This window comes from Leeuwenhoekiella obamensis, from assembly GCF_055391795.1.
The window spans coordinates 1,058,553-1,082,780 of record NZ_AP029251.1; the positions used below are offsets into that span (position 1 = coordinate 1,058,553).

The 24,228-nt window shown below is 38.4% G+C and carries 17 protein-coding genes; 7 read left to right on the plus strand and 10 right to left on the minus strand.

Features of this window, described 5'->3' with window-relative positions; translation table 11 throughout:
• Both ACZ5L8_RS04730 and ACZ5L8_RS04735 read right to left on the minus strand, forming a co-directional pair.
• Positions 1–5,544 (minus strand): DUF8202 domain-containing protein, encoded by a 5,544-nt coding sequence (locus ACZ5L8_RS04730; protein WP_464440135.1) that lies wholly within the window; start codon positions 5,542–5,544, stop codon positions 1–3.
• Between the two features lie 213 nt (positions 5,545–5,757).
• Positions 5,758–7,209 carry a TonB-dependent receptor gene (locus ACZ5L8_RS04735; RefSeq protein ID WP_464440136.1) on the minus strand — a complete coding sequence of 484 codons (1,452 nt, stop codon included), beginning with the start codon at positions 7,207–7,209 and terminating at the stop codon, positions 5,758–5,760.
• Positions 7,210–7,316: 107 nt separating this feature from the next.
• Here ACZ5L8_RS04735 and ACZ5L8_RS04740 point away from each other — a divergent pair, with 107 nt between their 5' ends.
• Together ACZ5L8_RS04740 and ACZ5L8_RS04745 are read left to right on the plus strand one after the other, a co-directional pair.
• Positions 7,317–8,081 (plus strand): MBL fold metallo-hydrolase, encoded by a 765-nt coding sequence (locus ACZ5L8_RS04740; protein WP_464440917.1) that lies wholly within the window; start codon positions 7,317–7,319, stop codon positions 8,079–8,081.
• Positions 8,082–8,084: 3 nt separating this feature from the next.
• Complete coding sequence (locus tag ACZ5L8_RS04745) at positions 8,085–8,570, plus strand: hypothetical protein (protein WP_464440137.1); 486 nt, start codon at positions 8,085–8,087, stop codon at positions 8,568–8,570.
• A 1-nt stretch (position 8,571) separates the two neighbouring features.
• On the opposite strand, the gene ACZ5L8_RS04750 is transcribed toward ACZ5L8_RS04745, so the two are convergent.
• From ACZ5L8_RS04750 to ACZ5L8_RS04775, 6 genes are all read right to left on the minus strand, one after another.
• The gene (locus ACZ5L8_RS04750) at positions 8,572–9,228 is read right to left on the minus strand and encodes an alpha/beta hydrolase (protein ID WP_464440138.1); all 657 of its coding nucleotides are present in this window, start codon (positions 9,226–9,228) and stop codon (positions 8,572–8,574) included.
• Positions 9,228–9,557, minus strand: a complete 330-nt coding sequence (locus ACZ5L8_RS04755) for a magnetosome magnetite crystal formation protein family (protein ID WP_464440139.1) — start codon at positions 9,555–9,557, stop codon at positions 9,228–9,230. Before ACZ5L8_RS04755 ends, ACZ5L8_RS04750 begins: the two co-directional genes overlap by 1 nt.
• Positions 9,554–10,807: a dihydroorotase gene (locus tag ACZ5L8_RS04760; protein WP_464440140.1), complete on the minus strand. Its 1,254-nt coding sequence runs from the start codon at positions 10,805–10,807 to the stop codon at positions 9,554–9,556. The genes ACZ5L8_RS04755 and ACZ5L8_RS04760 overlap by 4 nt, the downstream gene beginning before the upstream one ends.
• Positions 10,804–12,723 carry a BatA domain-containing protein gene (locus ACZ5L8_RS04765; protein ID WP_464440141.1) on the minus strand — a complete coding sequence of 640 codons (1,920 nt, stop codon included), beginning with the start codon at positions 12,721–12,723 and terminating at the stop codon, positions 10,804–10,806. Before ACZ5L8_RS04765 ends, ACZ5L8_RS04760 begins: the two co-directional genes overlap by 4 nt.
• An 83-nt stretch (positions 12,724–12,806) precedes the next feature.
• Positions 12,807–13,595, minus strand: coding sequence for a TIGR02757 family protein (locus ACZ5L8_RS04770; RefSeq protein WP_464440142.1), 789 nt, complete (start codon positions 13,593–13,595; stop codon positions 12,807–12,809).
• Positions 13,579–14,238: an ABC transporter ATP-binding protein gene (locus tag ACZ5L8_RS04775; protein WP_464440143.1), complete on the minus strand. Its 660-nt coding sequence runs from the start codon at positions 14,236–14,238 to the stop codon at positions 13,579–13,581. The genes ACZ5L8_RS04770 and ACZ5L8_RS04775 overlap by 17 nt, the downstream gene beginning before the upstream one ends.
• A gap of 130 nt (positions 14,239–14,368) precedes the next feature.
• Here ACZ5L8_RS04775 and msrA point away from each other — a divergent pair, with 130 nt between their 5' ends.
• The 3 genes from msrA to ACZ5L8_RS04790 are packed head-to-tail and all read left to right on the plus strand — an operon-like array spanning position 14,369 to position 15,884.
• Positions 14,369–14,923 carry a peptide-methionine (S)-S-oxide reductase MsrA gene (msrA, locus tag ACZ5L8_RS04780; protein WP_464440144.1) on the plus strand — a complete coding sequence of 185 codons (555 nt, stop codon included), beginning with the start codon at positions 14,369–14,371 and terminating at the stop codon, positions 14,921–14,923.
• A 4-nt stretch (positions 14,924–14,927) separates the two neighbouring features.
• Positions 14,928–15,527 (plus strand): GTP cyclohydrolase I FolE, encoded by a 600-nt coding sequence (folE, locus tag ACZ5L8_RS04785; RefSeq protein ID WP_464440145.1) that lies wholly within the window; start codon positions 14,928–14,930, stop codon positions 15,525–15,527.
• Positions 15,528–15,572: 45 nt separating this feature from the next.
• Positions 15,573–15,884: a hypothetical protein gene (locus ACZ5L8_RS04790; RefSeq protein ID WP_462598566.1), complete on the plus strand. Its 312-nt coding sequence runs from the start codon at positions 15,573–15,575 to the stop codon at positions 15,882–15,884.
• 71 nt (positions 15,885–15,955) lie between these two features.
• On the opposite strand, the gene ACZ5L8_RS04795 is transcribed toward ACZ5L8_RS04790, so the two are convergent.
• Positions 15,956–18,517 carry an ATP-dependent Clp protease ATP-binding subunit gene (locus tag ACZ5L8_RS04795; protein ID WP_464440918.1) on the minus strand — a complete coding sequence of 854 codons (2,562 nt, stop codon included), beginning with the start codon at positions 18,515–18,517 and terminating at the stop codon, positions 15,956–15,958.
• Between the two features lie 251 nt (positions 18,518–18,768).
• Here ACZ5L8_RS04795 and gyrA point away from each other — a divergent pair, with 251 nt between their 5' ends.
• Positions 18,769–21,309 carry a DNA gyrase subunit A gene (gene gyrA, locus ACZ5L8_RS04800; RefSeq protein WP_464440146.1) on the plus strand — a complete coding sequence of 847 codons (2,541 nt, stop codon included), beginning with the start codon at positions 18,769–18,771 and terminating at the stop codon, positions 21,307–21,309.
• A 33-nt stretch (positions 21,310–21,342) separates the two neighbouring features.
• On the plus strand, positions 21,343–22,611 hold the full coding sequence (locus tag ACZ5L8_RS04805) for a tetratricopeptide repeat protein (protein ID WP_464440147.1): 1,269 nt from the start codon (positions 21,343–21,345) through the stop codon (positions 22,609–22,611).
• A gap of 315 nt (positions 22,612–22,926) precedes the next feature.
• On the opposite strand, the gene ACZ5L8_RS04810 is transcribed toward ACZ5L8_RS04805, so the two are convergent.
• Positions 22,927–24,225 (minus strand): amidohydrolase family protein, encoded by a 1,299-nt coding sequence (locus tag ACZ5L8_RS04810; protein ID WP_464440148.1) that lies wholly within the window; start codon positions 24,223–24,225, stop codon positions 22,927–22,929.
• Between the last annotated feature and the right edge of the window lie 3 nt (positions 24,226–24,228).

Consider the following 24,228-nt stretch of genomic DNA (forward strand, 5'->3'; position numbering starts at 1 on the left):
TTACTGGATTATTAGTTTTTTAGAAACTTGACCTTTATCTGTGTCGAGCTGTAGGAGATAAGTTCCTGTTGCGATCATATTGACTTGCAATTCACTTTCTGCTGCGCTTGCGTCTGTATTAAATCGCTGTATTTCTTGACCCAGTAAATTATAAAGTCTCGCTCCTTCAATATTGAAAGCGCTATTCTTTCTGATCACGATCTTTCTATCGTCTTTGCGGTAGAATACAAATAGATCATTTGAAGTTACAGGTTGATCTTCTACGCTTAAGCTTTCGTCAGTTCTAAAGACAAGTTCAAATCTATCAGAATATTTTCCTTCTTCAAGATTTGCGCTAAACATTGTTGCACGCAGATCTGTATAGGTTTCTGTGGTTTTATCTTTAATGTAAATGCCTAGATCTTCTGGGAAATTTTGAAGCGAATCAATGTTTATTGTGAAGTCTTCTTTTCGCGTAAGCTTAACTGTAAGCGGTAAAACTAACTCAGAGTAAAATTCTGGAATTCCTTGAATGATGTACTCATCGTCCTCAAGCTTCCAGTGAAGGTCGTCAGACAAGTCTTCATAAACCTTACCATCATACTTCCTGTCATAACCCATCGTGGTGTTAGGGTCTGCTGTAACAAGTAATTGACGGTGTCTTTTATCTTCGTTATCAAAACCTAACCTTAGTTTAGGTCTTGTGTCTTCAACGTCGTTAGCGCTATCATCTGGCGGTAGCATATTGCTGTTTACAGGAGCTTTTCCTTTTGCTGTTTTTGCTCTAAAAAATGTTGTGCTGCTTGTGCTTTCGCGAACAAAAGTGCGTTGCGTGTTATCAAAAATTATCGTGCCACTTACATCTGCATCAACAAAGAAACCTTGTCCCACAGGAATATATTTAGAAGGTGCGCCTTTAAGAGAACCAGCAGCGTTTACCTGACTTACATCTGGATGAGCCATAGGCGCAACCCCACCAGATAGATTATACATGGCATAACCGCCTTGATACTCTCTCAAAACGTGTGAATTTCCTCCCCAATGCTCCCAGAAATATAATGTTCCTGATAAATGCGTGTTGTCATTTATAAAGTTATCAGCATTCATAGCAGATGGGAATGGGTTACCTACTAAATAACTGTTTCCTGCTGTTATCGTAAGTTCAACAGGAGAGATTGATGTGGCGTTATTTGGTTTGCCACTAAAAACATAAGGTTGCTCTGTTGTACCAGAACCTGGACCTTTCATGGTGAAACCTTGACCTGGTTTAAGCAGAGTATTTTCTCCTATTTTCTGCCAGTTATCATAATCATTATTAAGATCGGCAAATCTGTACAGCCAAAAGGTACTTATAGTTGCTGGGCTAGAAGGTGAGCCATCGTAACCACCAGTAAACCATAAATTACTCACAGTTCCGGTAGTTTCGTCTTTCATAATGCCTTTTACAGAGTAGTCTGTATTATTCGCAAGCGTGTTTTGTGGATTAACAGGTGAGGACCAGTAATTGTAATTGTATTTATTAGGCGTACCCTGTTGTCTTTGTAAAATATAACCAGAGCTTGAAGGTTTTAAAACGCTTTCATTGCGCTGTATTAATTGCGATTCATCTTTAAGGTCAAGAAGACCGTCTAACTCAAAATAATGCGTGATATCAACTTTAGCGCTGTTTCCTGTAGTGATAGAGTTTGATTCAAGGAAAAGTCCTAAGACTTTTACGTTATCTGTTGTATTGATCACGTGATTCGTTCTCACAATGTTCCAATTTACGGTTGTAGATGGATCTACAATAGAAGCAGAAGCTGGTATTTGTTGAACGGCATTGTTTAACCAAGTTGCATCAGTTTCCCAAGTTCCGTCTGCTTGCGAAATGTAGGGTAGTGGAGCCGTTTGATAATCTACTGTCTTTAAATTTCTAAGCGCAGCATAATTATCATACGATGAATGATCCTTCACGTTAGTATACGTGTAAGTCGTCATAGGGTAATAACCCGCAAGATCCGTCCAGGGAATACTACTTACGTTATTCTTCAAAATATCTTGAGGTATAACAAGACCATTTACAGTGGCATCAGTAAATTCTTCAATTTCCTGATTCATGATGTAGCGTATCTGTTTCTTGCTTAGCGCAGTGTTCCAAACACGAACTTCATCAATATGACCACCAAAGAAATCAGTAGGGTTCTTGGTGCTTCCAGAAGCCGAAATTAAAAATGATGAACTGTTATTCTCTGGTGTAAAGCTTGCCGCGACTCTTTCATCTGCAACACCGTCAATATACAGTTGGATGTAACTTCCATCATAGCTTACGGCTACGTGATGCCACTCGTCATTAGGTATCGCGATGGTAGAGTTTAAGGTATAGCTTACGCCAAAAGAACCTTTATATTCAAAATTAATTTGAGAGTCACTGTCAATATTTAACTCATATCCAGCAGTGAAAGGTTCGTTGTTTTTAGAAATGATAGTTCCTGCTCCTGTTTGTCGTATCCATGCTGAAAGTGTAAAGTTTGAAGCAAGATCCATATGATCGTCAGCATCCATAAAATCTGTAGTTCCATTGAAGAGTATTGAACGTTCATAAACTCTTTCGGGAGCGTAACCAAATGTGATATACTTTGTTCCATCAAAATCATACGTACACTCTAATTTTGAGCCGTTCAATTTCATTACTCTAAATTCTGCTGATGGATCAAAAGCGGCACCATTAGAGATAAACATCAAGAAATTTCCAGGAGGTGTAAGTACAGAAGTTAAAGCTGTTTCATCAATACTCACAGTAACGGTAGGAACACCATCGCCAGCTTGTTTTGTTTCAACAACCTTCCATATTCTATTGATCGGGATAAATTCTACACCTGTTGCAAGTGCAGGATCACCCATACCTGAACTTAGATCAACATTAACCGGAGTTCCTGCGGTCATAGGGCCATTGTCATTACCCCAGATCAGGAAATCTTTGTCGTTATCAAAGTTATTTGTGTTTGTGCTATTTGTATTAAAACGAGATCCCAGAGACATCGTTACGTAGCTTCCGGTGTTGTCACTTTGTGATTGTTTTTGGCTTAAGCCAGAATCATCATCACGCCCTATACCAGCAATGTCGTAGTTAAATCCGCTATTTGCAGAGCTGTCCCAGATGGTATTGCCATTACTATCTACATAATCTACATCACCTTCGCGAGTTACTGTCGTACTGTTTTTCGCGTGAAGCGTAACACCAAATTTTAACCCTAAATAAGACTGGATCTTAAGTTGGTCGCTTTCAGATTTTGGGACGCTGTAGGATATAACCTCGCCCAATCTACCATTAAGTCTGCGGTTTTGTGAGGTAGATAGTGATACTTTGTCAGCACCAAGCATGTAAGCGAGGTTATTGAACTCGTTAAAATAAAGTTCGCCGCCATTATTAGCTCTACCAGGAGTGTCGTTGATCTGCAAACCGTTTTTGTAGATCTCAGAACCTGTGTTTGTAGGATTATTTTTTACCGTAAGAATAAGCGTTTCTTGATCATAAGAAGTAGAAGAAGAGCTGAAGGCGCTACCATAAGCCTCAGTATTTATCCCATCATCTGGAGAAGCGCTACCATTTGCATTTACAGCATTTATAGTGTGAGAAACCACTTCGTTAGAATATCTTACAGATACGCTTCCTAGTCCAAGACCTGTAGGTTCTGTAGTGTAATCGTCTGTTTTGAATTTACCTCCAATAGGATACTGAGCGCCACCGCTACCTGTAGAATTACTTACTACATCATCAGACTTCACTACGACATAATATTCTTTACTAAAATAACCGCCTTTACCTTTCATCACTGTGGTTGACGAATTGTCAAAATCAACAGCGGGGTTATAGTTAAGGTTTTTATTTAAATCATCATAATAAGTAGGAGCATCCACTGTACGAGCAGTTGCATCTTCTTTGTCAAGTAGATCGCTTCTGCTGGTATCGTATGCTTGATCTTCCCAGTTTACAATAGGATTACCAGATGTTGTTGAAATTCCATTAGTGGTTTTTAACCAAAGTCTCAAATTCCCAGTGATATCAGCTGGCCCGTTTGAAGCTTCTTGCACTGCGACAGTAGGGGTTCCTGTGATCTGGAAGTTGTCTATTGCCACACCATTGTCTGTATTGCTGCCGCCTGTTCTGAATATTACAAAGAATATCACGTTGCTTTGACCAGCAAAAGAAGCATTATCTAGATCAGTAGAAGCATTCATGAATTTATTTACAGTGCTTCCAGAGCCGTTATTAGTATCACTCCATCCATCTGCCGATAATGCTGCAACATTGCCATTATACCAATTAAGCCCAGAGTTATTGCCTAACAAATAAAAATTAGCTCCGCCATCAGTAGTATAATAGATATTCATACCGTCCTGAGCGCTTTCAGTGTCGTGACGCACATCTAATTGCAGTCGCATATCTGTGTATCCAGAAAGATCGTATGATGCACTTTGAAGAACTATATAGGTATTGTCAAGATAATTATCATAAGAATTATTTCTCCAGAAACCACCTTCTCCTAGTTCTGCGCTTCCGCCAAAATTATCTGTCCATGTCCAATAATCGCTATTATTTACAACAGAAGACCAACCGCCATTATCTTGATCAAAATCTTCATAATATATCGTATAAATACTGTCAGGGTCTGGTGTGGCTGTCGCCGAAATAGAGAAATTGTATGGATTCTCGTTGCTATCGTTATTAGAAATTGAAAGTTGAGCAGTGTACATGCCAGCAGTCGCAGCTGTAAATGTTACTTGAAAAGTGGTGCTATTCCCCGAAGCGATCAAGTTAGCCGGTGCAGTTGTAATACTAAAGTTAGCCGCATTAGTTCCAGAAATAGAAACATAAGGGCTAGCACCTGAAAGAGAGAGATTGGCAGACCCAAAATTCTCTATTGTAAATGTTTTAGTAATTGAAGTGTTTATCGCTGTGCTTCCAAAATCAGTATCATCACCGCGATATGGAGTTGTATCACCATCAGCAATCTCAGTTCCAAAACCATAAACAGCTATTTCAGGTTGACTCACTCCAGAAACATTTATAGAGTATTCTTCAACTTCTCCGTCAAAATTTTGCTCACAGGATCCTGGGTAACCATTCCATCGTGTAGAAACTCGCATTCTTGTTACACCAGATAATGCACTTGATGGTACACTTAAAGTATATGGCGAAGCGCTAGTTTGACCATTTGAAGTATTTGTAGCGGTTCCAAGTGTGTAACTTTCATTAGAATCGTCGAAATCTCCATCTTGATTCCAATCAATAAATACCATTGTACTAGTTGTGTAATTACCATCAGTATTTACATTAACTCTCAGAGTGTAACTCGCCCCAGCGGTTAAGTTTGTAGAAATAGATGTGTAATTCGCATACCCAGAATCAGAAGAATTGGATGAATTATCAATGGTATTAAATCTTACTCTTCTAATGTTAGTTTGATAACCGTCAGAAGAATTACCATAGCTAGAGCAATATTGTGCATTCACTCCACTGGGCAAGGCCAGAAGTAGAAGCACAAACGCATAAAATACCTTATAGGGAAAAGTATTGCTATACATGCAGTAGGTCTGAATTAATTTAGGGTATGCTTTTAAGCGCTCAAAATTAATGATTTATTGGATAAGATTCACATTTTGTCGATAAAAAACATGTTACTCTTAATAAAATGTCAATTTTTTAACGTAATGAACCATTTTAAATGAAAAAACCAATCAATTAAATCGTTTAATTGATTGGTTTTGAGAATATTATTTGAGAATGTAGTAAGCTTCCTACGCTTCTTCTAGCTTAGTTTGTTTATATCCAAACAGATTTTTCTCTTTTATCATAGCTGCAATTCCTTCAGGAAGCAGCTTTTCCCAGCCTTTCTGACCTTGAGAAATCATCTTAAGAACCTCTCTTGAGAAGATGGTAAGGATCTCTGGATTATAGTTTTCTATATCCATTACTCTACCATTATATTTAAAGAACTTATAAAGTTCTTTCATTCTAGGATGCACTTTTAAATTTTCGCTAGTTGTAAGTTCACCAGTTTCTGGATCTTGCATAGGGTATAAGTAAACTCTAAGATCTTTAAAGAATAGTTTACCAAATGCCTCAAGAATACCACCACTTAAATGTCTATAATAAGACTCATCAAAGATATCTACTAGGTTGTTTACGCCCATTGCAAGAGCAAGACGTTCTTTAGTATATCTAGAGAAGAATTCTACTAATTTGTAATACTCCTGGAAGTTTGAGATCATCACGGTTTGTCCCAGATTACAGAGTAACTGAGCTCTATCCATGAAGTCTTTCTCGTCTATTTCACCTTCAGCACGAAGGTTAGAAAGTGTTATCTCAAAAATAACTTCGGTCTTATCTTTCTTAACTCTGTTTTCTTTAAGAAATAGCTCTAGCGACTTGTCATACATATCCATGTTAACCTTGGTCACTGGTCTAAAGCTTCCGCGTAAAGCGAGAATATTTTTCTTATAAAGTATTTTACCGGCAAGGATGTTGTTACCATCAGGACCAAACATCACCGCCTCTGTAAAGCCGTTTTTAAGCAATTGCAGGCTCATTAAACGGTTGTCTACTTTATCAAACTGTGGTCCACTAAAGTTAATGGTGTCGATCTCGATCTTATCCTTATCTATATGGTCATATAAATAACGAAGCAATTTCTTAGGAGAATCATATTTGTAATAGGCTCCGTATACAAGATTAACACCCATTACACCTAGTGTTAACTGCTGTAGACGTGCATCGTTTTCGTGAAAACGAACGTGAAGAATGATCTCATTAAAATCACTATCTGGCTCAACCTGATATCTGATTCCTACCCAACCGTGACCTTTATATTTCTTAGCAAAATCAATGGTGGCCACTGTATTCGCGTAGGTAAAGTAAAGTTTGTTAGGGTTTTTCTCACGAGAGATCCTGTTTTGCAGCAGATTTGTCTCGTGTGTCAACATCTTTTTTAAGCGCGCTTCAGTAACATATCTGCGGTCATCTTCTATACCGTAGATAGCATCACTAAAATCTTTATCGTAAGCAGACATTGCTTTTGCGATCGTACCGCTAGCTCCACCAGCTCTAAAAAAATGTCTTACTGTTTCTTGGCCAGCGCCTATCTCGGCAAAGCTACCGTAGATGTTTTGATTGAGGTTTATCCTTAACGCTTTCGCTTCAATTGAAGGAATATTTTCAAACTCCTTGTCACCTGGTATGGTACTAGGCATAGCTTATTTTTTAATAGTTTGAACCTTGTTATGTAGTGCGGGTCAAAGGTAGCAAATCAATGGTGGTTACGAAAAAATAACAGTATTTTTGTGCTAAATTTCACATGTTGCAAATAACCTTTCTTGGCACCGGAACTTCTCAGGGAATACCTATAATAGGTAGCGATCATCCCGTATGTCACAGTAAAAATCCTAAAGATAAAAGGCTTAGAGTTTCTATCTTGGTAAGTGACGGTGATAAAAATATCGTGGTTGATTGCGGCCCTGATTTTAGACAGCAGATGTTGCGTGAGAATATCACACGTATGGATGCGCTTCTTTTTACCCATGAACATGCAGATCACACAGCAGGTTTAGATGATATCAGGCCATTTTTCTTTAGACAGGGCGATATTCCTATTTATGCGCATGCGCGTGTTATTGAGCAGTTAAGAATTCGCTTTGCGTATATTTTTCAGCGTGAAGATAAATATCCTGGAGCGCCAGATGTTGAAATTAACGAAGTCAAGAACGACGAGGCTTTTAAAATAGGTGATCTCAATATTCAACCTATAAATGTGCTTCATGGTAAATTGCAGGTCTTTGGTTATCGCTTTAATGATTTTGCGTATCTCACAGATGTAAAAGCGGTGCCGCAAGAAGAGCTTAAGAAGCTTCAAAACCTTGATGTGCTTGTGGTAAGTGCGCTTAGAGAAGAGCCGCATTACTCACACTTTAATCTTCAAGAAGCACTTGATTTTGTGGCTTTGGTTAAACCAAAACAAACGTATTTTACACACATAAGTCATCTGCTTGGCTTTCATGATGAAGTAGAAAAGGGGCTTCCGCCTAATGTAAATCTGGCCTATGATGGTCTTAAAATTGAAATCTAAAAAATGAGGAAATCTATTTTTATGTATCTGTTCTTTTTTGCTGTACTGTGGATCGTATATCAGTACGTTTATGGCAAAAATGTTTTTGAAAGACAGGAAAATAAAATAGTTAGGCTCGAGGCCAAAGTTTCTCAGCTAGACTCTCTAAACAGTCAGGAAGCTGCGTCTTCTCGCTACTTTAAATTAAAGGGCAATGAGAAAGCATATGCGTATTTTGATGCTTTCAATGTAGATTTTAAAGATCTTGAAAAGCGTTTAGAAGATGATATCATAAGCAAGAACACTGCAGAAGGAAATAGCCTTGTTCCATATGAAAGTTCTAACGGCGGCTACCGTATCAATAAAGTAGAAGTATTGAACCACAAATGGATCATTGCAGACTTTACCAATAATATTAATTGGGGTGAAGTTTTATTGCGCTATGATATTTCTGATGCTGGTGAGATCTCGTACGAGAACTTACAAACTATTCTTTATCCGCAAGAATAGGTTAGTGGTTTTCTAGCCAAGCTTTCGCGTCAAAAAAGTTCTGTGGATGCACGCCGTGACCTACGGGATATTCTTTTAAACTGGTTTGTATTCCAAGGTTTTCAAGAAATGGTGGTGCCATTCTCGCGGCTTCTACAGGTATTACCTGATCTACGCTACCGTGGGAACAGAAGATATTTAATTTGGCATAAGCCGAATGATCATTTTTCACATTGATAATCGGCTCATTGATGTAACCGCTAAGCGCAACTACATTTTTAATTTTCTCAGGATAGGTAAGCGCGACGGCATAGCTCAATATCGTACCTTGGCTAAAGCCTAAAAGCGTAACATTACCATCTTCTAGATCATAAGCAGAGATGGCTTCGTTGATGAATTTATGAATAAGATCACGAGACTCAATCGCTTCTTCATCATCAGACCATTTGCCTTTTGGCGCTTCATCCCAATAGATAGAATACCACGCATTTCCTGACGGAATCATAGGTCTGGGCGCTCTGGCAGAGATCACAAAATATTTTGCCGGCAATTCTGACGCAAAAGAAAAAAGATCTTCTTCATTGCTTCCGTATCCGTGAAGAAGTAAAAGCAGCGGTGGCTTCTCATCGCTTTCAGTTTGCGGTTTGCGGATGATGTGGTAAAGGCTAAGATCTTTCATTAATCAATAAATGTAAACCATTGTTGAAACTTTTCGCCCACGAGCGGAACAGGTCTAGCAACACCTTGAATGGCATTTACAAGTCCAAATCCCCAAAGAACGAATACAAAAATGTAAAACGGCGCAGAGATAAACCAACTGTTAAACATACTTACTAAAAAGCCTAGCAAGAAATAAGTAATATGAATCCCAAAAGCCTGACGAATATGCAATCGCGCATACGCATTTTTAGGCTCTTGATTCATAAAAATGGCGATGATACAACCTATGATGGTAAGATATGCGATGATCGCAGTGTTCTTCCCATTTTTTATCGTGGTTTCATTCATAAAATAACCTGATTGTTTGCGATGATCCCTATCGCTTTTCCTTTTAATTTTGAACCTTGAAATGCCGCATTCTTTGATTTTGAAAGGACATCAGTAGATTTAAAAGTATATTCTTCTTCTTCAGTGGTAAAAAGTGTAAGATCTGCTTCTTCACCAGCTGCAATAGTGTTAGGCTTTGCGCCAAAAATACTCTTCCCAGCGGTAAGCATTTTAATGGTAAGTTCTTCACCTAGCAAAGCGTTAAGAGCTCCAAATGTTGCCTCTTGAGAAACCGTACCGAACATGGCATTATCAAATTCTAATTTCTTTTTCTCAATATCTAACGGATTGTGGTCACTGCAAATTAGATCAATTGTACCGTCTTTTACGCCTTCAATTAAGGCTTGTCTATGAGACTCATCTCTTAGTGGAGGCATTACTTTATAACGTGTGTCAAAATCTTCAAGCTTTTCATCTGTGAAGATCAGGTTTGCTACAGCAACGCCACAGGTTACTTGTAAACCATCAGCTTTTGCTTTTTTAATTAGCTCAACAGCTCCTTTAGTAGAGATGGTTGGGATGTGCAATTTGCCACCTGTGTACTCTAAAATTTTAAGATCACGGGCAATGTGAAGTTCTTCCGCGAAAGCGGGAATACCTTTTAAGCCTAAGCGAGTAGACACTTCTCCTTCGTGCACGATTCCTTTTCCTACCAGTTGATTTTCTTGCGGAAAACTCAAAACCAGTCCGTCGAAACCTTGAGTGTATTGCAAAGCGATCTTTAAAAGATTAGGATTCTCAACCGGATGTTGATAATCGCCATAAGCAGCTGCTCCGGCAAGTTTCATATCGTGCAATTCTGCAAGGTCAACGCCTTGTCCTTTTAGCGTAAGCGCGCCAATAGGATAAACTTTTACCGCATTGCCTTCAGACTTTCTTATAAGGTAGCTGATGTCTGCGCCGCTATCAGGAATAGGATCGTTATTAGGATTTACAGCCATTGCAGTAAAACCACTTTTTGCAGCGACTTTAAGTGCGTTTTGCAAATTCTCGCGGTCTTCATAACCTGGTTCACCTACGCTAACGCTTGCATCAAACCACCCGGGAGAAACAGTAAGACCTTTGTGATCTATTACCTTCTCACCATCTTGAGGTTTAAGATCGTTTGCTATTTCTTGTATGGTGCCATTCTCAATGCGAATGCTAGTAGTTTTGCCGTTAAGCGAACTTGTAGCATCCAGAATTTTTACATTAGAGAGCAATATTTTCATTTAAGAAATTTTAAGATGAGCATCTCAATAGCGAGCATTGCGATGGCAAAAATAATAAACCATTTGTAAAGGTTGTGCACATCGTTCTGCGCTTTGAGCGTGTCTAGTGTATTTTCTACAGAATCTGAAACGGTGATGTTTTCTTGAGATTCTAGCGTTGTATTTTTTATTGTGCTTTCTGTGCGGTCGTAATTAAAAGCAACTGTGGCAATTGCATCTTCCTTGCTTTTTACAGTATAAATGCCAGCTTCTGGGATTCCTTCTCCAGTAAAAATTCTGATCTTATCGCCATTTCTTTCTTGTCTAGGGATGATATTTACATCATCTTTTGAAAGGCTTAAAGCAGAGTCATTATTCACTGTAGTCTCGATCTCAAAACTATTATTTTGCCCTAGTTTATAATAAGACTGCGGCAGAGCGAGGGCAGAAATTCCCATTTTGTAGAATGTAGGAACGATAAGTTGACCGTTTATAAAATTACTATTCTCGCTATCTATTGCGCCAGCAAAAGCAAAAAGACCGTTACTTTCTGCAAGAAAAGCGCCGCTATCTTCAAGCGACAAGATCACATCATTGGCTTGCCAGTTGTACGCATTCTCAACCGTGTGATATTGCAAGTTATCCACACGTTTGCTAAACACATTATTATACAGTGGATGGTCATAATTAATACCAGTAATTCTTTTTGTGTTTTTCTGGCTTTCGCCAAAAGGCATAAAACCAAACGCTCCTAACAATGCATCATAATTCTGCGGACTAACGTCTGCAGCCGGAATGAAAACGACTTTGCCGCCATTGTTTGCAAAAGCTGTGAGCGTGTTGACCAGAGCGGGCTCAACGTTTTTAAGTTCGTTGAGAATGATAACGTTTTGCTCTGAGATCAAACCATAATCTAACCCTGAAACTTCTACCGCTTGATACTCAAATTCTGGCTCAAGATAAATGCGCTTAAGAAAATCACCATCAGCATTATTCACACTTAGAACCTTAAGCGGATTAGGAGTATTAATGCTGAAGAAAAAGTCGTTGTCAAAAAGTAAATTAGGGTCATTTATTGTGATCCTGCCGTTAAAAGCTTCATTTGCCGAAATTGTGAACGTAGCTGTCGCCGTCACATTATCAGTGAATTTTGCAGCAGCTTTGCCCACCAGTTTCTCATCGTCATAAAGCGAAAGCGGCACAGATCTTTCAATAGGTTCGCTACTGCGCACAAAAACCTCTAAACTATAATCTGTCGCGCCAGGAATGATGCTTAAACTGTCTATCGCTAGATTCTCGCTAACTTCAGGATCGAGTTTAACCCAATGTTGATCAACGTCTTTCATTTGGCTTAAAGCCAAAACATCTACATCCTGAAAATCTGAAATAAAAACCAACTGTTTAAGTGTCTCAGAATTCTTAGAATACAAATTCTTAAGTTGTAAACTCAGCGCCTCTGCATCGATTGTTGCTGGTGCGTAACTAATGTCGAGAAGGTCGTTTTGTGAAGTTTCGAGATCAATATTACGCAAAGCATCATCATAAGTCAGAACGCTGAAGCTCTGCTGACTTGGCACATTTGCAATGATCTCTTGAACAGCTTGCGAAAGCAAAGGGCCTTTTTCGCCTTTAGCCTGCATGCTAAACGAATTGTCTACAAAAAATACGAGTTCGCTAGATCTTGTTGCTTTTTCAGAATTGGGTAAATAGGGTTGCGCAAATGCTAATATGATCGCGGCAAGCGCAAGCATTCTAGTGATGAGGATCAACCATTTTTTTATCTGTGAACTTTTGCGCGTATTTTGAGTAACACGTTGTAAAAAGGCAACATTTGTAAAGTATGTTTTCTTAAATCGGCGTAGCTGAAATAGGTGAACAATTATAGGAATGAGTAGAAGAAAGAGTGCATAAAGTACCTGTGGGTATCGAAACAACATATTCCTGAATTGTCCTGACGAAAATACGGGTTATTTGCGAATTAATGCACCATAATTAGCGACAACTCAAAATAATCTGAGAATTAAAAAATATCCTTCTCAAAAACGCCTAAACCAAAGAGCGCATAATCATATTTCACAGGATCAGCAGGATCTAATTTTCTTAAGGCAGTATCTAGCTCGAGCAGGGCAGTGGCATCATTTTGTTTACGCTTTAAAAGTCCCAATTGCCGCGCCACACGACCAGAATGTACATCAAGCGGACAAGAGAGTTGCGCGGGTTTTAGCTTTCGCCAAATGCCAAAATCTACTCCAGCATCAGCTGGTCTTACCATCCAGCGCAGGTACATGTTAATGCGCTTTGCCGCAGATTTTTTTAAAGGATCGCTAATGTGTTTTTGCGTTCGCTGTAAATGATCGATCTCAAAAAAATGCTTTTTAAAATGATGAATAGAAGTTTGAAGATCATTCTCTTTGGCATTCGCCAAAAAGACTTCTTCTAGGCCACCGTGTTTTGTGTAAATATGTTGAAGTCCGCGTACAAAGGTTTTAAGATCCTCACCATTAAAAGTGCGGTGCACAAAATTTGAAAGATTATCTAGATCAGTTTCTTTATGGTTAAGTACAAAGTCAAAAGGATCATTATCCATCAACTGCATCATCTTTGTTGCATTGTTGATGATGCTTTTACGATTTCCCCAGGCGATCGTAGCCGTTAAAAATCCGGCGATCTCTTGATCTTCCTTTGACGAGAATTGATGAACGATCTGTATAGGGTCGCTCTCTATAAATTTTGGATTTTCATAGAAATGTGCCTTTTCATCCAGAAAATCTTTTAATTCAGATTTTTTGAGTTTAAAGGATTTTGCCATCTACCATTGTTAATTTTCTATCTGCCATGGTTGCGAGATCCTCGTTATGAGTTACGATCACAAAGGTTTGGCCAAATTCTTCACGAAGCTTAAAAAATAGTTTGTGTAGATTTTCAGCACTTTCACTGTCCAGATTTCCGCTGGGTTCATCAGCGAGAATTAAACCAGGATCATTGATCAGTGCTCGGGCTACAGCCACACGCTGCTGCTCACCACCAGAAAGTTGGCTAGGTTTGTGGTCTTTTCTTCCAGATAATCCTAAGAAAGAAAGTAATTCTTCTGCGCGTTTTTCGGTAGGTGATTTTTCCTTTTTTGCGATATATGCTGGGATGCAAATATTTTCAAGCGCTGTAAATTCTGGCAGCAACTGGTGGAATTGAAAAATAAACCCAATATTCAGATTCCTGAACTTACTTAAGTCCTTTTCGCGTAAGCGTGACACATCTGTATCATTAATGATCAGGCTGGTGTTGTTTGACTTATCAGCACGATCTAGCGTTCCTAAAATCTGTAACAATGTAGTTTTACCAGCACCGCTGGCGCCCACGATACTTACAACTTCTGCATCTTCAATAGTGAGATCAACGCCTTTAAGAACCTTAAGGTCGCCATAGGTTTTTACAATATTATTGGCCTGTATCATTTGCGCATTTTGGGTTTTGAAGTTCAAAGATAAGATAGATGTTTTAATTGCTTGCCTTGCGGCGAAAAGCAGCGTATTAATATAAAGTTAAACGCCAAAAGTTGCCCTTTTCGTGGGCTATCTTTGCGAGATGACAAACAATCTAGAGACTGCAGTTTTTGCAAATGGATGCTTCTGGTGTACCGAAGCTGTTTTTCAACGTCTGCAAGGTGTTTATAATGTTGTGAGCGGATATACCGGTGGATTTGTTAAAAATCCGCCATATCGTGAAGTTTGCACGGGTCGCACTGGCCACGCTGAGGGAATACGAATGGAGTTTGATCCTGAGGTGATTTCGTATAAAGATCTTCTTACTGTTTTCTTTTCTACCCACGATCCTACAACGTTAAACCGTCAAGGTAACGATGTGGGAACGCAATATAGAAGCGCTATTTTTCATACAACAGATGCGCAGAAAGAGGAAGCAGAAGCTTTCATAAAAATGCTAGAAGAGCAAAAGATCTTTGAAAATCCTATAGTAACAGAGGTTACTGCGCTCGAAACGTTTTACCTTGCAGAAGAAGATCACTGGGATTATTACAATCAAAATAGGGAGCAGATGTATTGCAAATACATTATCGATCCTAAAGTAAATAAACTCAGAAAGCATTTTCAAGATAAATTAAAACCAGAATATTCAAACTAATTACATGGCGCCTTACAGATCATTTGAAGAATATAACATTGAGGTTAAAGACGAAGTGAAGTCTAATTATGAAGCGATAATTTCTGGTTTAGGAGAAGACATTACCAGAGAAGGAATCCTTAAAACTCCAGAGCGTGCAGCAAAGGCGATGATGTTTCTTACACAAGGATATCATATGGATGCTTCTGAGATTTTAAAAGAAGCCATGTTTGCAGAAGATTATGATGATATGGTGATCGTGAAGGATATTGAATTGTACTCAATGTGTGAACATCATATGTTGCCGTTTTTTGGCAAGGCGCACGTAGCGTATATTCCCAATGGTCACATTGTAGGGTTGAGTAAAATTCCTCGTATTGTGGATGTTTTTGCACGTAGAATGCAAGTGCAAGAACGATTAACACACGATATCCTTGAATGTTTAAACGATACGCTTAAACCAAAAGGCGTTGCAGTTGTGATCGAAGCATCACACATGTGCATGATGATGCGCGGTGTGCAAAAACAGAATAGCACAACAACGACTTCAGGTTTTAGAGGTCAGTTTGAAAAGCAAGAAACCCGCAATGAGTTCTTAAAATTGATCAGCTCTGATCTATCATAAATTGGCACTTTTTTTGTTATGTATTAAGTAACAAATTAATATGCCATGAAAAACGATAAACAAACTAAATTATACAAAGGGATATTTTATGATCTTGTAGGTATGGCAACGATGGCAATTCCTGTGATCGGACCATTTCTTGATATGGCTTGGGCGCCAGTTGCAGCCAGTAAAATGAATAAAATGTATCCCGGTAAAAAGGGTAAATTAGCTTCGGTTTTAGTATTTATTGAAGAGATCTTACCATTTACAGACATTATTCCTTCATTTACTTTGATGTGGATTTACACCTATGTTCTATCTGCAAAAAAGGAACAAGCCGGAGTTTTACAACCAGAGTTAGTTAGAAATAAATAATATGGCTTTCGCCAAAAAGAAAAGCGCCTCATTCACGAGGCGCTTTTTTTTATGTATTAAGAATTTAAAATCTACTTTGATTCTTGTTCTTCAGTATCCTGAGGCTTTTCTATTTTAATAGTAAGCTCTTCTTTACCATCTTCAATATCCATAAAGATGCGGTCACCTTCAGCTAGTTTTGAAGTAATGATCTCTTCAGCAAGAGCATCTTCAATATACTTTTGAATCGCTCTTTTAAGAGGTCTTGCACCGTAACCTTTATCAAAACCTTTATCGCTGATGAAGTCTTTAGCTTTATCACTAAGTTGTAAGTGGTAACCTAATCCTTCAATACGGTTGTAAAGTTTCTTAAGTTCAATATCAATGATCTTGTGGATCTCAGCACGATCTAAAGCATTAAATACGATCACGTCATCCACACGGTTCAAGAATTCTGGAGCAAAAGCCTTTTTCAAAGAATTCTGAATAATGCTTCTAGTGTTTTCATCAGCCTGCTCTTTTCTAGCAGAAGTTCCAAAACCTACACCTTGACCAAAATCTTTTAACTTTCTCGCACCGATGTTTGATGTCATTATGATTACAGAATTTCTAAAGTCAATCTTACGACCAAGAGAATCTGTTAAATAACCATCATCAAGCACTTGCAGTAACATATTAAATACGTCTGGATGCGCTTTTTCTATCTCATCTAGCAAGATCACAGAGTAAGGTTTGCGACGAACTTTTTCAGTTAGCTGTCCACCTTCTTCATAACCTACATATCCTGGAGGTGCTCCAATTAATCTTGATACAGCGAATTTTTCCATGTATTCACTCATATCAATTCTTACAAGAGCATCTTCATTGTCAAACATCTCTATAGCAAGAACTTTTGCTAATTGTGTTTTACCAACACCGGTTTGTCCAAGGAAAATGAACGAGCCAATAGGCTTGTTAGGATCTTTTAAACCTGCGCGGTTACGTTGTATCGCTTTAGCAACTTTGGCTACAGCCTCATCCTGACCAATTACTTTATTTTTAATAGCTTCTGGAAGCAGTGCAAGTTTGTTGCTCTCAGTTCTAGCGATCCTATTAACCGGCACGCCACTCATCATTGAGACAACATCTGCAACATTATCTTCATCCACAGTTTCTCTGTGGAGTTTAGATTCTTCTTCCCAGCGTTGTTGTGCAACTGCAAGCTCTTTTTCTATATTCTTCTCATCATCACGCAATTTTGCAGCTTCTTCATATTTCTGCTTTTTAACCACGCTGTTTTTAAGTTCTCTAACCTCTTCAAGCTTGCGCTCAAGATCAAGGATCATTTTTGGTACATCAATATTTGTGATGTGAACGCGTGATCCGGCTTCATCCAGAGCGTCAATCGCTTTGTCTGGAAGAAAACGATCTGTCATGTATCTATTTGTAAGTTTCACACAAGCTTCAATTGCTTCTGGTGTATAGATTACATTATGATGATCTTCGTACTTATCTTTTATGTTATTAAGAATTTCGATGGTTTCCTCAATGTTAGTTGGTTCAACCATAACCTTTTGAAATCTTCTTTCTAAGGCTCCGTCTTTCTCAATATATTGACGATATTCATCTAGCGTTGTGGCCCCAATGCATTGTATTTCGCCGCGAGCGAGAGCAGGTTTAAACATGTTACTAGCATCTAAAGAGCCAGTTGCTCCACCAGCACCTACAATTGTGTGAATCTCGTCAATAAAAAGAATGATATCATCATTTTTCTCAAGCTCGTTCATCACGGCTTTCATACGTTCTTCAAACTGACCGCGGTATTTTGTACCTGCAACAAGACTTGCAAGATCTAGAGTTACAACTCTTTTGTCAAAAAGAATTCTTGAAACCTTGCGCTTCACTATACGCAAAGCAAGACCTTCGGCAATTGCAGATTTACCTACACCTGGTTCACCAATTAACAATGGGTTGTTTTTCTTGCGACGGCTAAGAATTTGAGAAACACGCTCAATTTCTTTTTCTCGTCCCACAACGGGATCAAGTTTATCTTCTTCGGCAAGAGCCGTAAGATCACGGCCAAAGTTATCTAGAACCGGAGTCTTAGACTTCTTGTTTCCTTTATTATTAGAAGGTGCGTTAAAGGGATTGTCTTTTGTCCCCTCTGTACCTGTATCTTCATCATCGCTAAATGACTCATCTTTTATAGGATCTATATAATCATCATCACTCGTCATCATAAGCTTAAATTGATCTTTAACATTATCGTAGTCTACCTTAAGCTTATTAAGAAGCTTGGTTGTAGGGTCGTTTTCATTTCGCAATACGCAAAGCAATAAATGCGCTGTATTTATAGAAGAACTCTGAAAAAGTTTTGCTTCTAAAAACGTTGTTTTAAGCGCTCTTTCTGCTTGTCTTGTGAGGTGTAGATTTTTCTTTTCGTTACCGCTTACTGTGGTAGAAGGGGTTGCAGGACTTAGAATCTCTACTTTTCTTCTTAAATGGCTTAGATCTACATCTAATGCCTGAAGTATCTCTATCGCTTTGCCGCTGCCATCACGCAAAAGCCCAAGCATAAGATGCTCTGTGCCAATAAAATCATGGCCTAATCTCAAAGCTTCTTCTTTGCTGTATGCTATTACGTCTTTTACTCTTGGCGAAAAATTATCATCCATAAATCTTTTCAATCTTTCTTTTATTCTTAATCCTTCAAATATTCTGCCAAAACAGTGTGGAGATGGTTAGTGTAAAGTAAATTGACAAAAATGTTTTGAAAGATACAAAGGAAGCAATGGATACTTATTAAAAACTGCTGTTAATTTTTGTTAATAAAAAATGGACTTCTAACCGCTGAAATAGCCCGTTTCAAGGCATTTTTTCCATATATTGCCCGTTAAGTTTTGATATAAAATTAAATCATTGATATATGGCCGAAGGAGAAAAGTTGATCCCTATAAACATTGAAGATGAGATGAAATCGGCCTACATCGATTACTCGATGTCGGTCATCGTGTCACGTGCACTGCCAGATGTGCGTGATGGTCTAAAACCTGTTCATAGAAGGGTTTTATTTGGAATGCATGAATTAGGAGTTCGTTCTAACACGTCACATAAAAAATCTGCTAGAATTGTAGGAGAGGTGTTAGGTAAGTATCACCCACACGGTGATTCATCTGTTTACGACACCATGGTGCGAATGGCGCAAGAGTGGAGTTTGAGATATTTATTGGTAGATGGTCAGGGTAACTTTGGATCTGTAGATGGTGATAGCCCTGCAGCAATGCGTTATACAGAGGCGCGTATGCAGAAGATCTCTGAGGAGATGCTTGCAGATATTGATAAAGATACTGTAGATCATCAATTAAACTTTGACGATACATTAAAAGAGCCTGTTGTTCTTCCTACACGTATCCCTGGATTGCTAGTTAATGGAGCCAGTGGTATTGCAGTAGGTATGGCGACAAATATGCCACCGCACAACCTTTCTGAGGTTGTAGATGGCACTATTGCTTATATTGACAATCACGATATTACTATAGATGAATTGATGCAGCACATTACTGCACCAGACTTCCCTACAGGAGGAACTATCTATGGTTATGAAGGAGTTAAAGAAGCTTTTAAAACTGGTAGAGGGCGTATTGTAATGCGTGCTAAAGCTAGAATTGAAGAAGTAAAAGGAAGAGAATGTATCATTGTGAGCGAGATACCTTATCAGGTAAATAAGGCTGACATGATCAAGAAAACTGCAGACCTTATTAATGATAAGAAGATAGATGGTATTTCTTCTATTAGAGATGAGTCTGACAGAAATGGAATGCGTATCGTTTATGTTCTTAAGCGTGATGCAATTCCTAATATCGTTCTTAATACGCTTTATAAGTATACTGCACTACAATCTTCTTTTAGTGTAAACAATATTGCTCTTGTAAAAGGTAGACCAGAAATGTTGAATCTTAAGGATATGATTCTTCATTTCGTTGATCACCGTCATGAAGTTGTTACACGCCGTACGGAATACGAACTCAAGAAAGCTGAAGACAGAGCACACATACTTGAAGGCCTTATTATCGCTTCAGATAATATTGACGAAGTAATAGCGCTGATAAGATCAAGTTCTAATGCAGATGAAGCGAGAAATAAACTTATCGAGCGATTTGAGCTAAGCGAAATTCAGGCGAAAGCCATTGTAGAAATGCGTCTTCGTCAGCTTACAGGTCTAGAGCAAGATAAGCTAAGAGCAGAATATGAAGAACTTTTAAAGACTATTGAAGATCTTAAAGATATTCTTGCAAAGAAAGAGCGCAGAATGCAGATCATCAAGGATGAACTTGAAGAAGTTAAAAACAAGTACGGTGATGAGCGTCGCACAGATATAGAATTTGCGGGTGGTGATGTGACGATCACAGATCTTATTCCAGATGAGAAAGTAGTTCTAACTATATCTCACGCTGGATATATCAAGAGAACTTCGCTTACTGAATACAAAACTCAAAATAGAGGTGGAGTAGGACAGAAGGGAAGTACTACACGTAATGAAGATTTCCTAGAACACCTTTTCGTAGGAACGAATCACCAGTATCTTATTTTCTTTACTCAAAAAGGAAAATGTTTCTGGATGCGTGTCTTTGAAATCCCAGAAGGATCTAAGACTTCTAAAGGTAGAGCGATTCAAAACCTTATTAATATAGAGCCAGATGATAAAGTAAAAGCCTTTATCTGTACTAATGATCTTAAAGATGAAGATTACATCAATAGTCATTTTGTGATCATGGCGACGAAAAAAGGTCAGGTTAAGAAAACATCCCTAGAACAATATTCTCGTCCTAGAACAAACGGTATTAATGCAATTACCATTAAAGATGATGATGAACTTCTAGCAGCAAAGCTTACCACTGGTAATAGCCAGGTGATGCTTGCGGTTAAATCTGGTAAGGCAATTCGCTTTGAAGAAAGCAAGACTAGACCTATGGGTAGAAACGCATCAGGTGTGCGTGGCATAACTCTTGCAGATGATAATGACGAGGTAATCGGAATGGTAGCAGTTGATGATCCAGAGAGCAACGTAATGGTTGTTTCAGAGAATGGATATGGTAAACGAAGCCTTGTTGAAGATTACAGAATTACTAACCGCGGAGGTAAAGGTGTAAAAACCATTTCTGTAACAGACAAAACAGGTGGCTTAGTTGCGATCAACAACGTTACTGATGAAGATGACCTTATGATCATCAACAAAAGTGGTATTGCGATCAGAATGTCTGTAGAAGACATTAGAGTTATGGGTAGAGCAACGCAAGGTGTTAGACTTATTAACCTTAAAAATAATGATAGCATTGCCGCTGTCGCGAAAGTAAAACACGACGAAGACGATCTTGATGAAGATGAAGAAATCGCTGAAAAGCCAGAAGCAGCGACTGATTCAAACATTAAAGAAATCAAAAAAGATGGTCAAGACGAAGAGGAATAATTAAATTTGGCAAAACTAATTTTTAATAAAAAGATGAAACTTAAATTTCTATTTATAGCGGCTCTAGGCTTTTCTGCTGCAGCAACTGCGCAAAAGAAGGAATTGAAAACGCTAGACAAATCAATTGATAAAGGAGAATTTGCATCTGCAAAGACACAACTTACCGCATTAGAAGGTATGATGTCTGCGATGGATGATAAGCAAAAGGAAGAATTCTACTTTCTTAAGGGTAAAGCTTATTTAGGCGCAGAGGGTAACACTAACTCTGAAGAGCTTTTACAAGGTCTTGAAGCCTTAGCTAAAGTTAAAGAATACAATAGCGGTGATAAGTTTGGTGAAGATGCTTCTGCACTAGTTCAAAATGCGGTTAACGCAATAATTAAGGACGTGCAAGCTGATGAAGCTGCTAGTAACTTTGGTAAATCAGCAGGTAAATTAGAGAAACTTTATACTGCAAGTCCTAAGGATACAAGCTACCTTTTCTATGCAGCTAATGATTACATCAAAGCTCAGGATTATGATAACGCTCTTAATACACTTACAGAACTTAGAGATCTAGGTTACGAAGGTATCGAGACGCAATATCTAGCAACAGATACTGAGAGTGGAGAAGAGCAACGTTTTGGTTCTAAGGAGCAAATGGATATAGCTGTAATGGCAAAATCTCACAAAGATCCTAAAACAACTAAAACAGACTCTAGAAGACCTATCATTTTTGAAATGATCGCTAGAATCTACACTTCTCAAGGCAAGAATCAAGAAGCTCTTGATGTAATTGATGACGCTATTGAGCTTAACCCTAATGAAGCTGAGCTTAAAACAATCAGACTTAACCTTTACCAACAACTAGGTATGATGGAAGAGTATGATGCAGCTGCTCAAGAAATGCTTAAAGACAATCCATCAGATCCATCTCTTTATGTAAACCTTGGTGTAAGCGCAGCTAACGCTGGCAATCCTGAAAAGGCACAAGAATATTACGCTAAAGCTCTTGAGATCGATCCAGCTAATGGTGTTGCAAACAAGAACATGGGTGTTGCTATCCTTTCTCAAGAAAGAGAACTTGTAGATAAGATGAACAGCCTAGGCATGTCTAAAGCTGATAACATCAAATATGATGAGTACAAAGCTCAGTTATTAGAGATCCGTAAGGAATCACTACCATATTTTGAAAAAGCTGTTGAGGCTAATCCTAAGGATGTAGAGTTAATTCGTACAATGTTTAACTACTACACACAATTAGAAAATCAGGATAAAGCTGATGAGTATAAATCTAAACTTGACGCTTTAGAAGGAAACTAATCTTTCCTTTAAGCATAAAATTAAACCCGCCTTTTGGCGGGTTTTTTATTGTCTATACACCAACTTTCAGGAGGTAATAAGCTTAGTGAATTTATGATTTGCAGTCTTTAAGAATTAGAGTTTATAGGTTTCAGTTTCTACCTATAAGTTTATATCTTTCTTTATTTGGCTTAAAGCCAAATAAAATAACACACAACGCATTTGTAATTAAAGCGTATTAAGAAGTTTAATATCTAGATTAAGCAATTGCATAACTTGAAATAAAAAACCCCTTAAGCATTAGCTTAAGGGGTTTTGTTTTGGTTTTAAACCAAATTATTTAGACTCTTGTCTGCTATATTTTTCCATATAGCGTTTCCAAAGTTTTGTCTGGTGACTTTCTAAGCTTACATCTCTACCGTTGATATAAGCCTTAAACGGAATGTTACCCATCATCTCTAGTGCGTTTCCTTCGCTAATGAATAGAGTAGCATCTTTTCCGGTTTCGATAGTTCCTAATTGATCTCCAAGACCTACGATCTTTGCTGCATTTGCAGAGATCAATTGTAGTGCTTCTTCCCACTCAAGTCCTTCGGCAACGGTTTGCCCGGCATAAAATGGAATGTTACGAGACTCCCAGAATTCACCGCTGTTACCTAAAGCAACAAGAACGCCTGCTTCGTATAATGTCTTTGCCATTTTGTAAGAAACATCATAATCGTCATCTTCTGCGCCTGGTAAGCTATGAACTCTTGCAAGAATTACCGGTACATTAGCAGCTGCGATTTCTTTAGCTACTTCATAACCACGGTAAGCGCCTACAAGTACAACATTCTTAATACCCATGTCTTTTTTAAACTTAAGGACATCAAGAATTTCTTTTTCGCCATCTACATGCACATAAAGATTCGCTGAACCTTCAATTACGTCTTGCATTGCTGCGAAAGGTAAATTCATCACAGATGTATCACCGTTGTAAGCCTTAGACTGTGCGATAAAGTTTTTTACATCAGTAATTTCCTTTTCGTAGTCTTTGTTAGAGCTGTAACCAGGATCTTCGCCCATCCACCATCTACCACGACGGAAACTGTTAGGCCAGTTTAAATGAATACCGTCATTTCTTGTGATCATCGCGTCTTCCCAGTTCCATGCATCTAGTTGTACTATTGCAGAGCTTCCTGAGATCGTACCTCCTTGTGGTACACTTTGAGAAACAAGAACACCGTTAGGTCTCATACTTTCTACCACTTTAGACTCGGCATTATAAGCGATCACAGCCTCAATATGAGGATTGAATTCACCTATTTCATCTTCGTCATTAGTTGCTTTTACTGCAGAGATCTCTACTAAACCTAATGTAGTATCTAGTGCTATAAAACCTGGATAAACATGTTTACCGTCTACATTGATGATCTCACCTTCTAGTTTTTTTCTAGTAGTGGTGCCATCATAAACGTCTGTGATCTTGCCATCTTTAATCACGATGACACTGTGCTCTATTACTTCTCCATTACCTATGTGGGCAGTAGCACCAGTAAGCGTTATGGTTCCCTTTTGTTCAGGAGCCGGAGTTTGCTGTGCAAATGTTATACTGGCAATGAAAAGTAGTATAAATGTTGATATATATCTATTCATCTT

What these genes read in the sequence shown, in the direction of transcription:
- ACZ5L8_RS04730 (WP_464440135.1), bottom strand. Translation starts at nt 5,544, where the DNA reads ATGTATAGCAATACTTTTCCCTATAAGGTATTTTATGCGTTTGTGCTT.
- ACZ5L8_RS04735 (WP_464440136.1), bottom strand. Translation starts at nt 7,209, where the DNA reads ATGCCTAGTACCATACCAGGTGACAAGGAGTTTGAAAATATTCCTTCA.
- ACZ5L8_RS04745 (WP_464440137.1), top strand. Translation starts at nt 8,085, where the DNA reads ATGAGGAAATCTATTTTTATGTATCTGTTCTTTTTTGCTGTACTGTGG.
- ACZ5L8_RS04750 (WP_464440138.1), bottom strand. Translation starts at nt 9,228, where the DNA reads ATGAAAGATCTTAGCCTTTACCACATCATCCGCAAACCGCAAACTGAA.
- ACZ5L8_RS04755 (WP_464440139.1), bottom strand. Translation starts at nt 9,557, where the DNA reads ATGAATGAAACCACGATAAAAAATGGGAAGAACACTGCGATCATCGCA.
- ACZ5L8_RS04760 (WP_464440140.1), bottom strand. Translation starts at nt 10,807, where the DNA reads ATGAAAATATTGCTCTCTAATGTAAAAATTCTGGATGCTACAAGTTCG.
- ACZ5L8_RS04765 (WP_464440141.1), bottom strand. Translation starts at nt 12,723, where the DNA reads ATGTTGTTTCGATACCCACAGGTACTTTATGCACTCTTTCTTCTACTC.
- ACZ5L8_RS04770 (WP_464440142.1), bottom strand. Translation starts at nt 13,595, where the DNA reads ATGGCAAAATCCTTTAAACTCAAAAAATCTGAATTAAAAGATTTTCTG.
- ACZ5L8_RS04775 (WP_464440143.1), bottom strand. Translation starts at nt 14,238, where the DNA reads ATGATACAGGCCAATAATATTGTAAAAACCTATGGCGACCTTAAGGTT.
- msrA (WP_464440144.1), top strand. Translation starts at nt 14,369, where the DNA reads ATGACAAACAATCTAGAGACTGCAGTTTTTGCAAATGGATGCTTCTGG.
- folE (WP_464440145.1), top strand. Translation starts at nt 14,928, where the DNA reads ATGGCGCCTTACAGATCATTTGAAGAATATAACATTGAGGTTAAAGAC.
- ACZ5L8_RS04790 (WP_462598566.1), top strand. Translation starts at nt 15,573, where the DNA reads ATGAAAAACGATAAACAAACTAAATTATACAAAGGGATATTTTATGAT.
- ACZ5L8_RS04795 (WP_464440918.1), bottom strand. Translation starts at nt 18,517, where the DNA reads ATGGATGATAATTTTTCGCCAAGAGTAAAAGACGTAATAGCATACAGC.
- gyrA (WP_464440146.1), top strand. Translation starts at nt 18,769, where the DNA reads ATGGCCGAAGGAGAAAAGTTGATCCCTATAAACATTGAAGATGAGATG.
- ACZ5L8_RS04805 (WP_464440147.1), top strand. Translation starts at nt 21,343, where the DNA reads ATGAAACTTAAATTTCTATTTATAGCGGCTCTAGGCTTTTCTGCTGCA.
- ACZ5L8_RS04810 (WP_464440148.1), bottom strand. Translation starts at nt 24,225, where the DNA reads ATGAATAGATATATATCAACATTTATACTACTTTTCATTGCCAGTATA.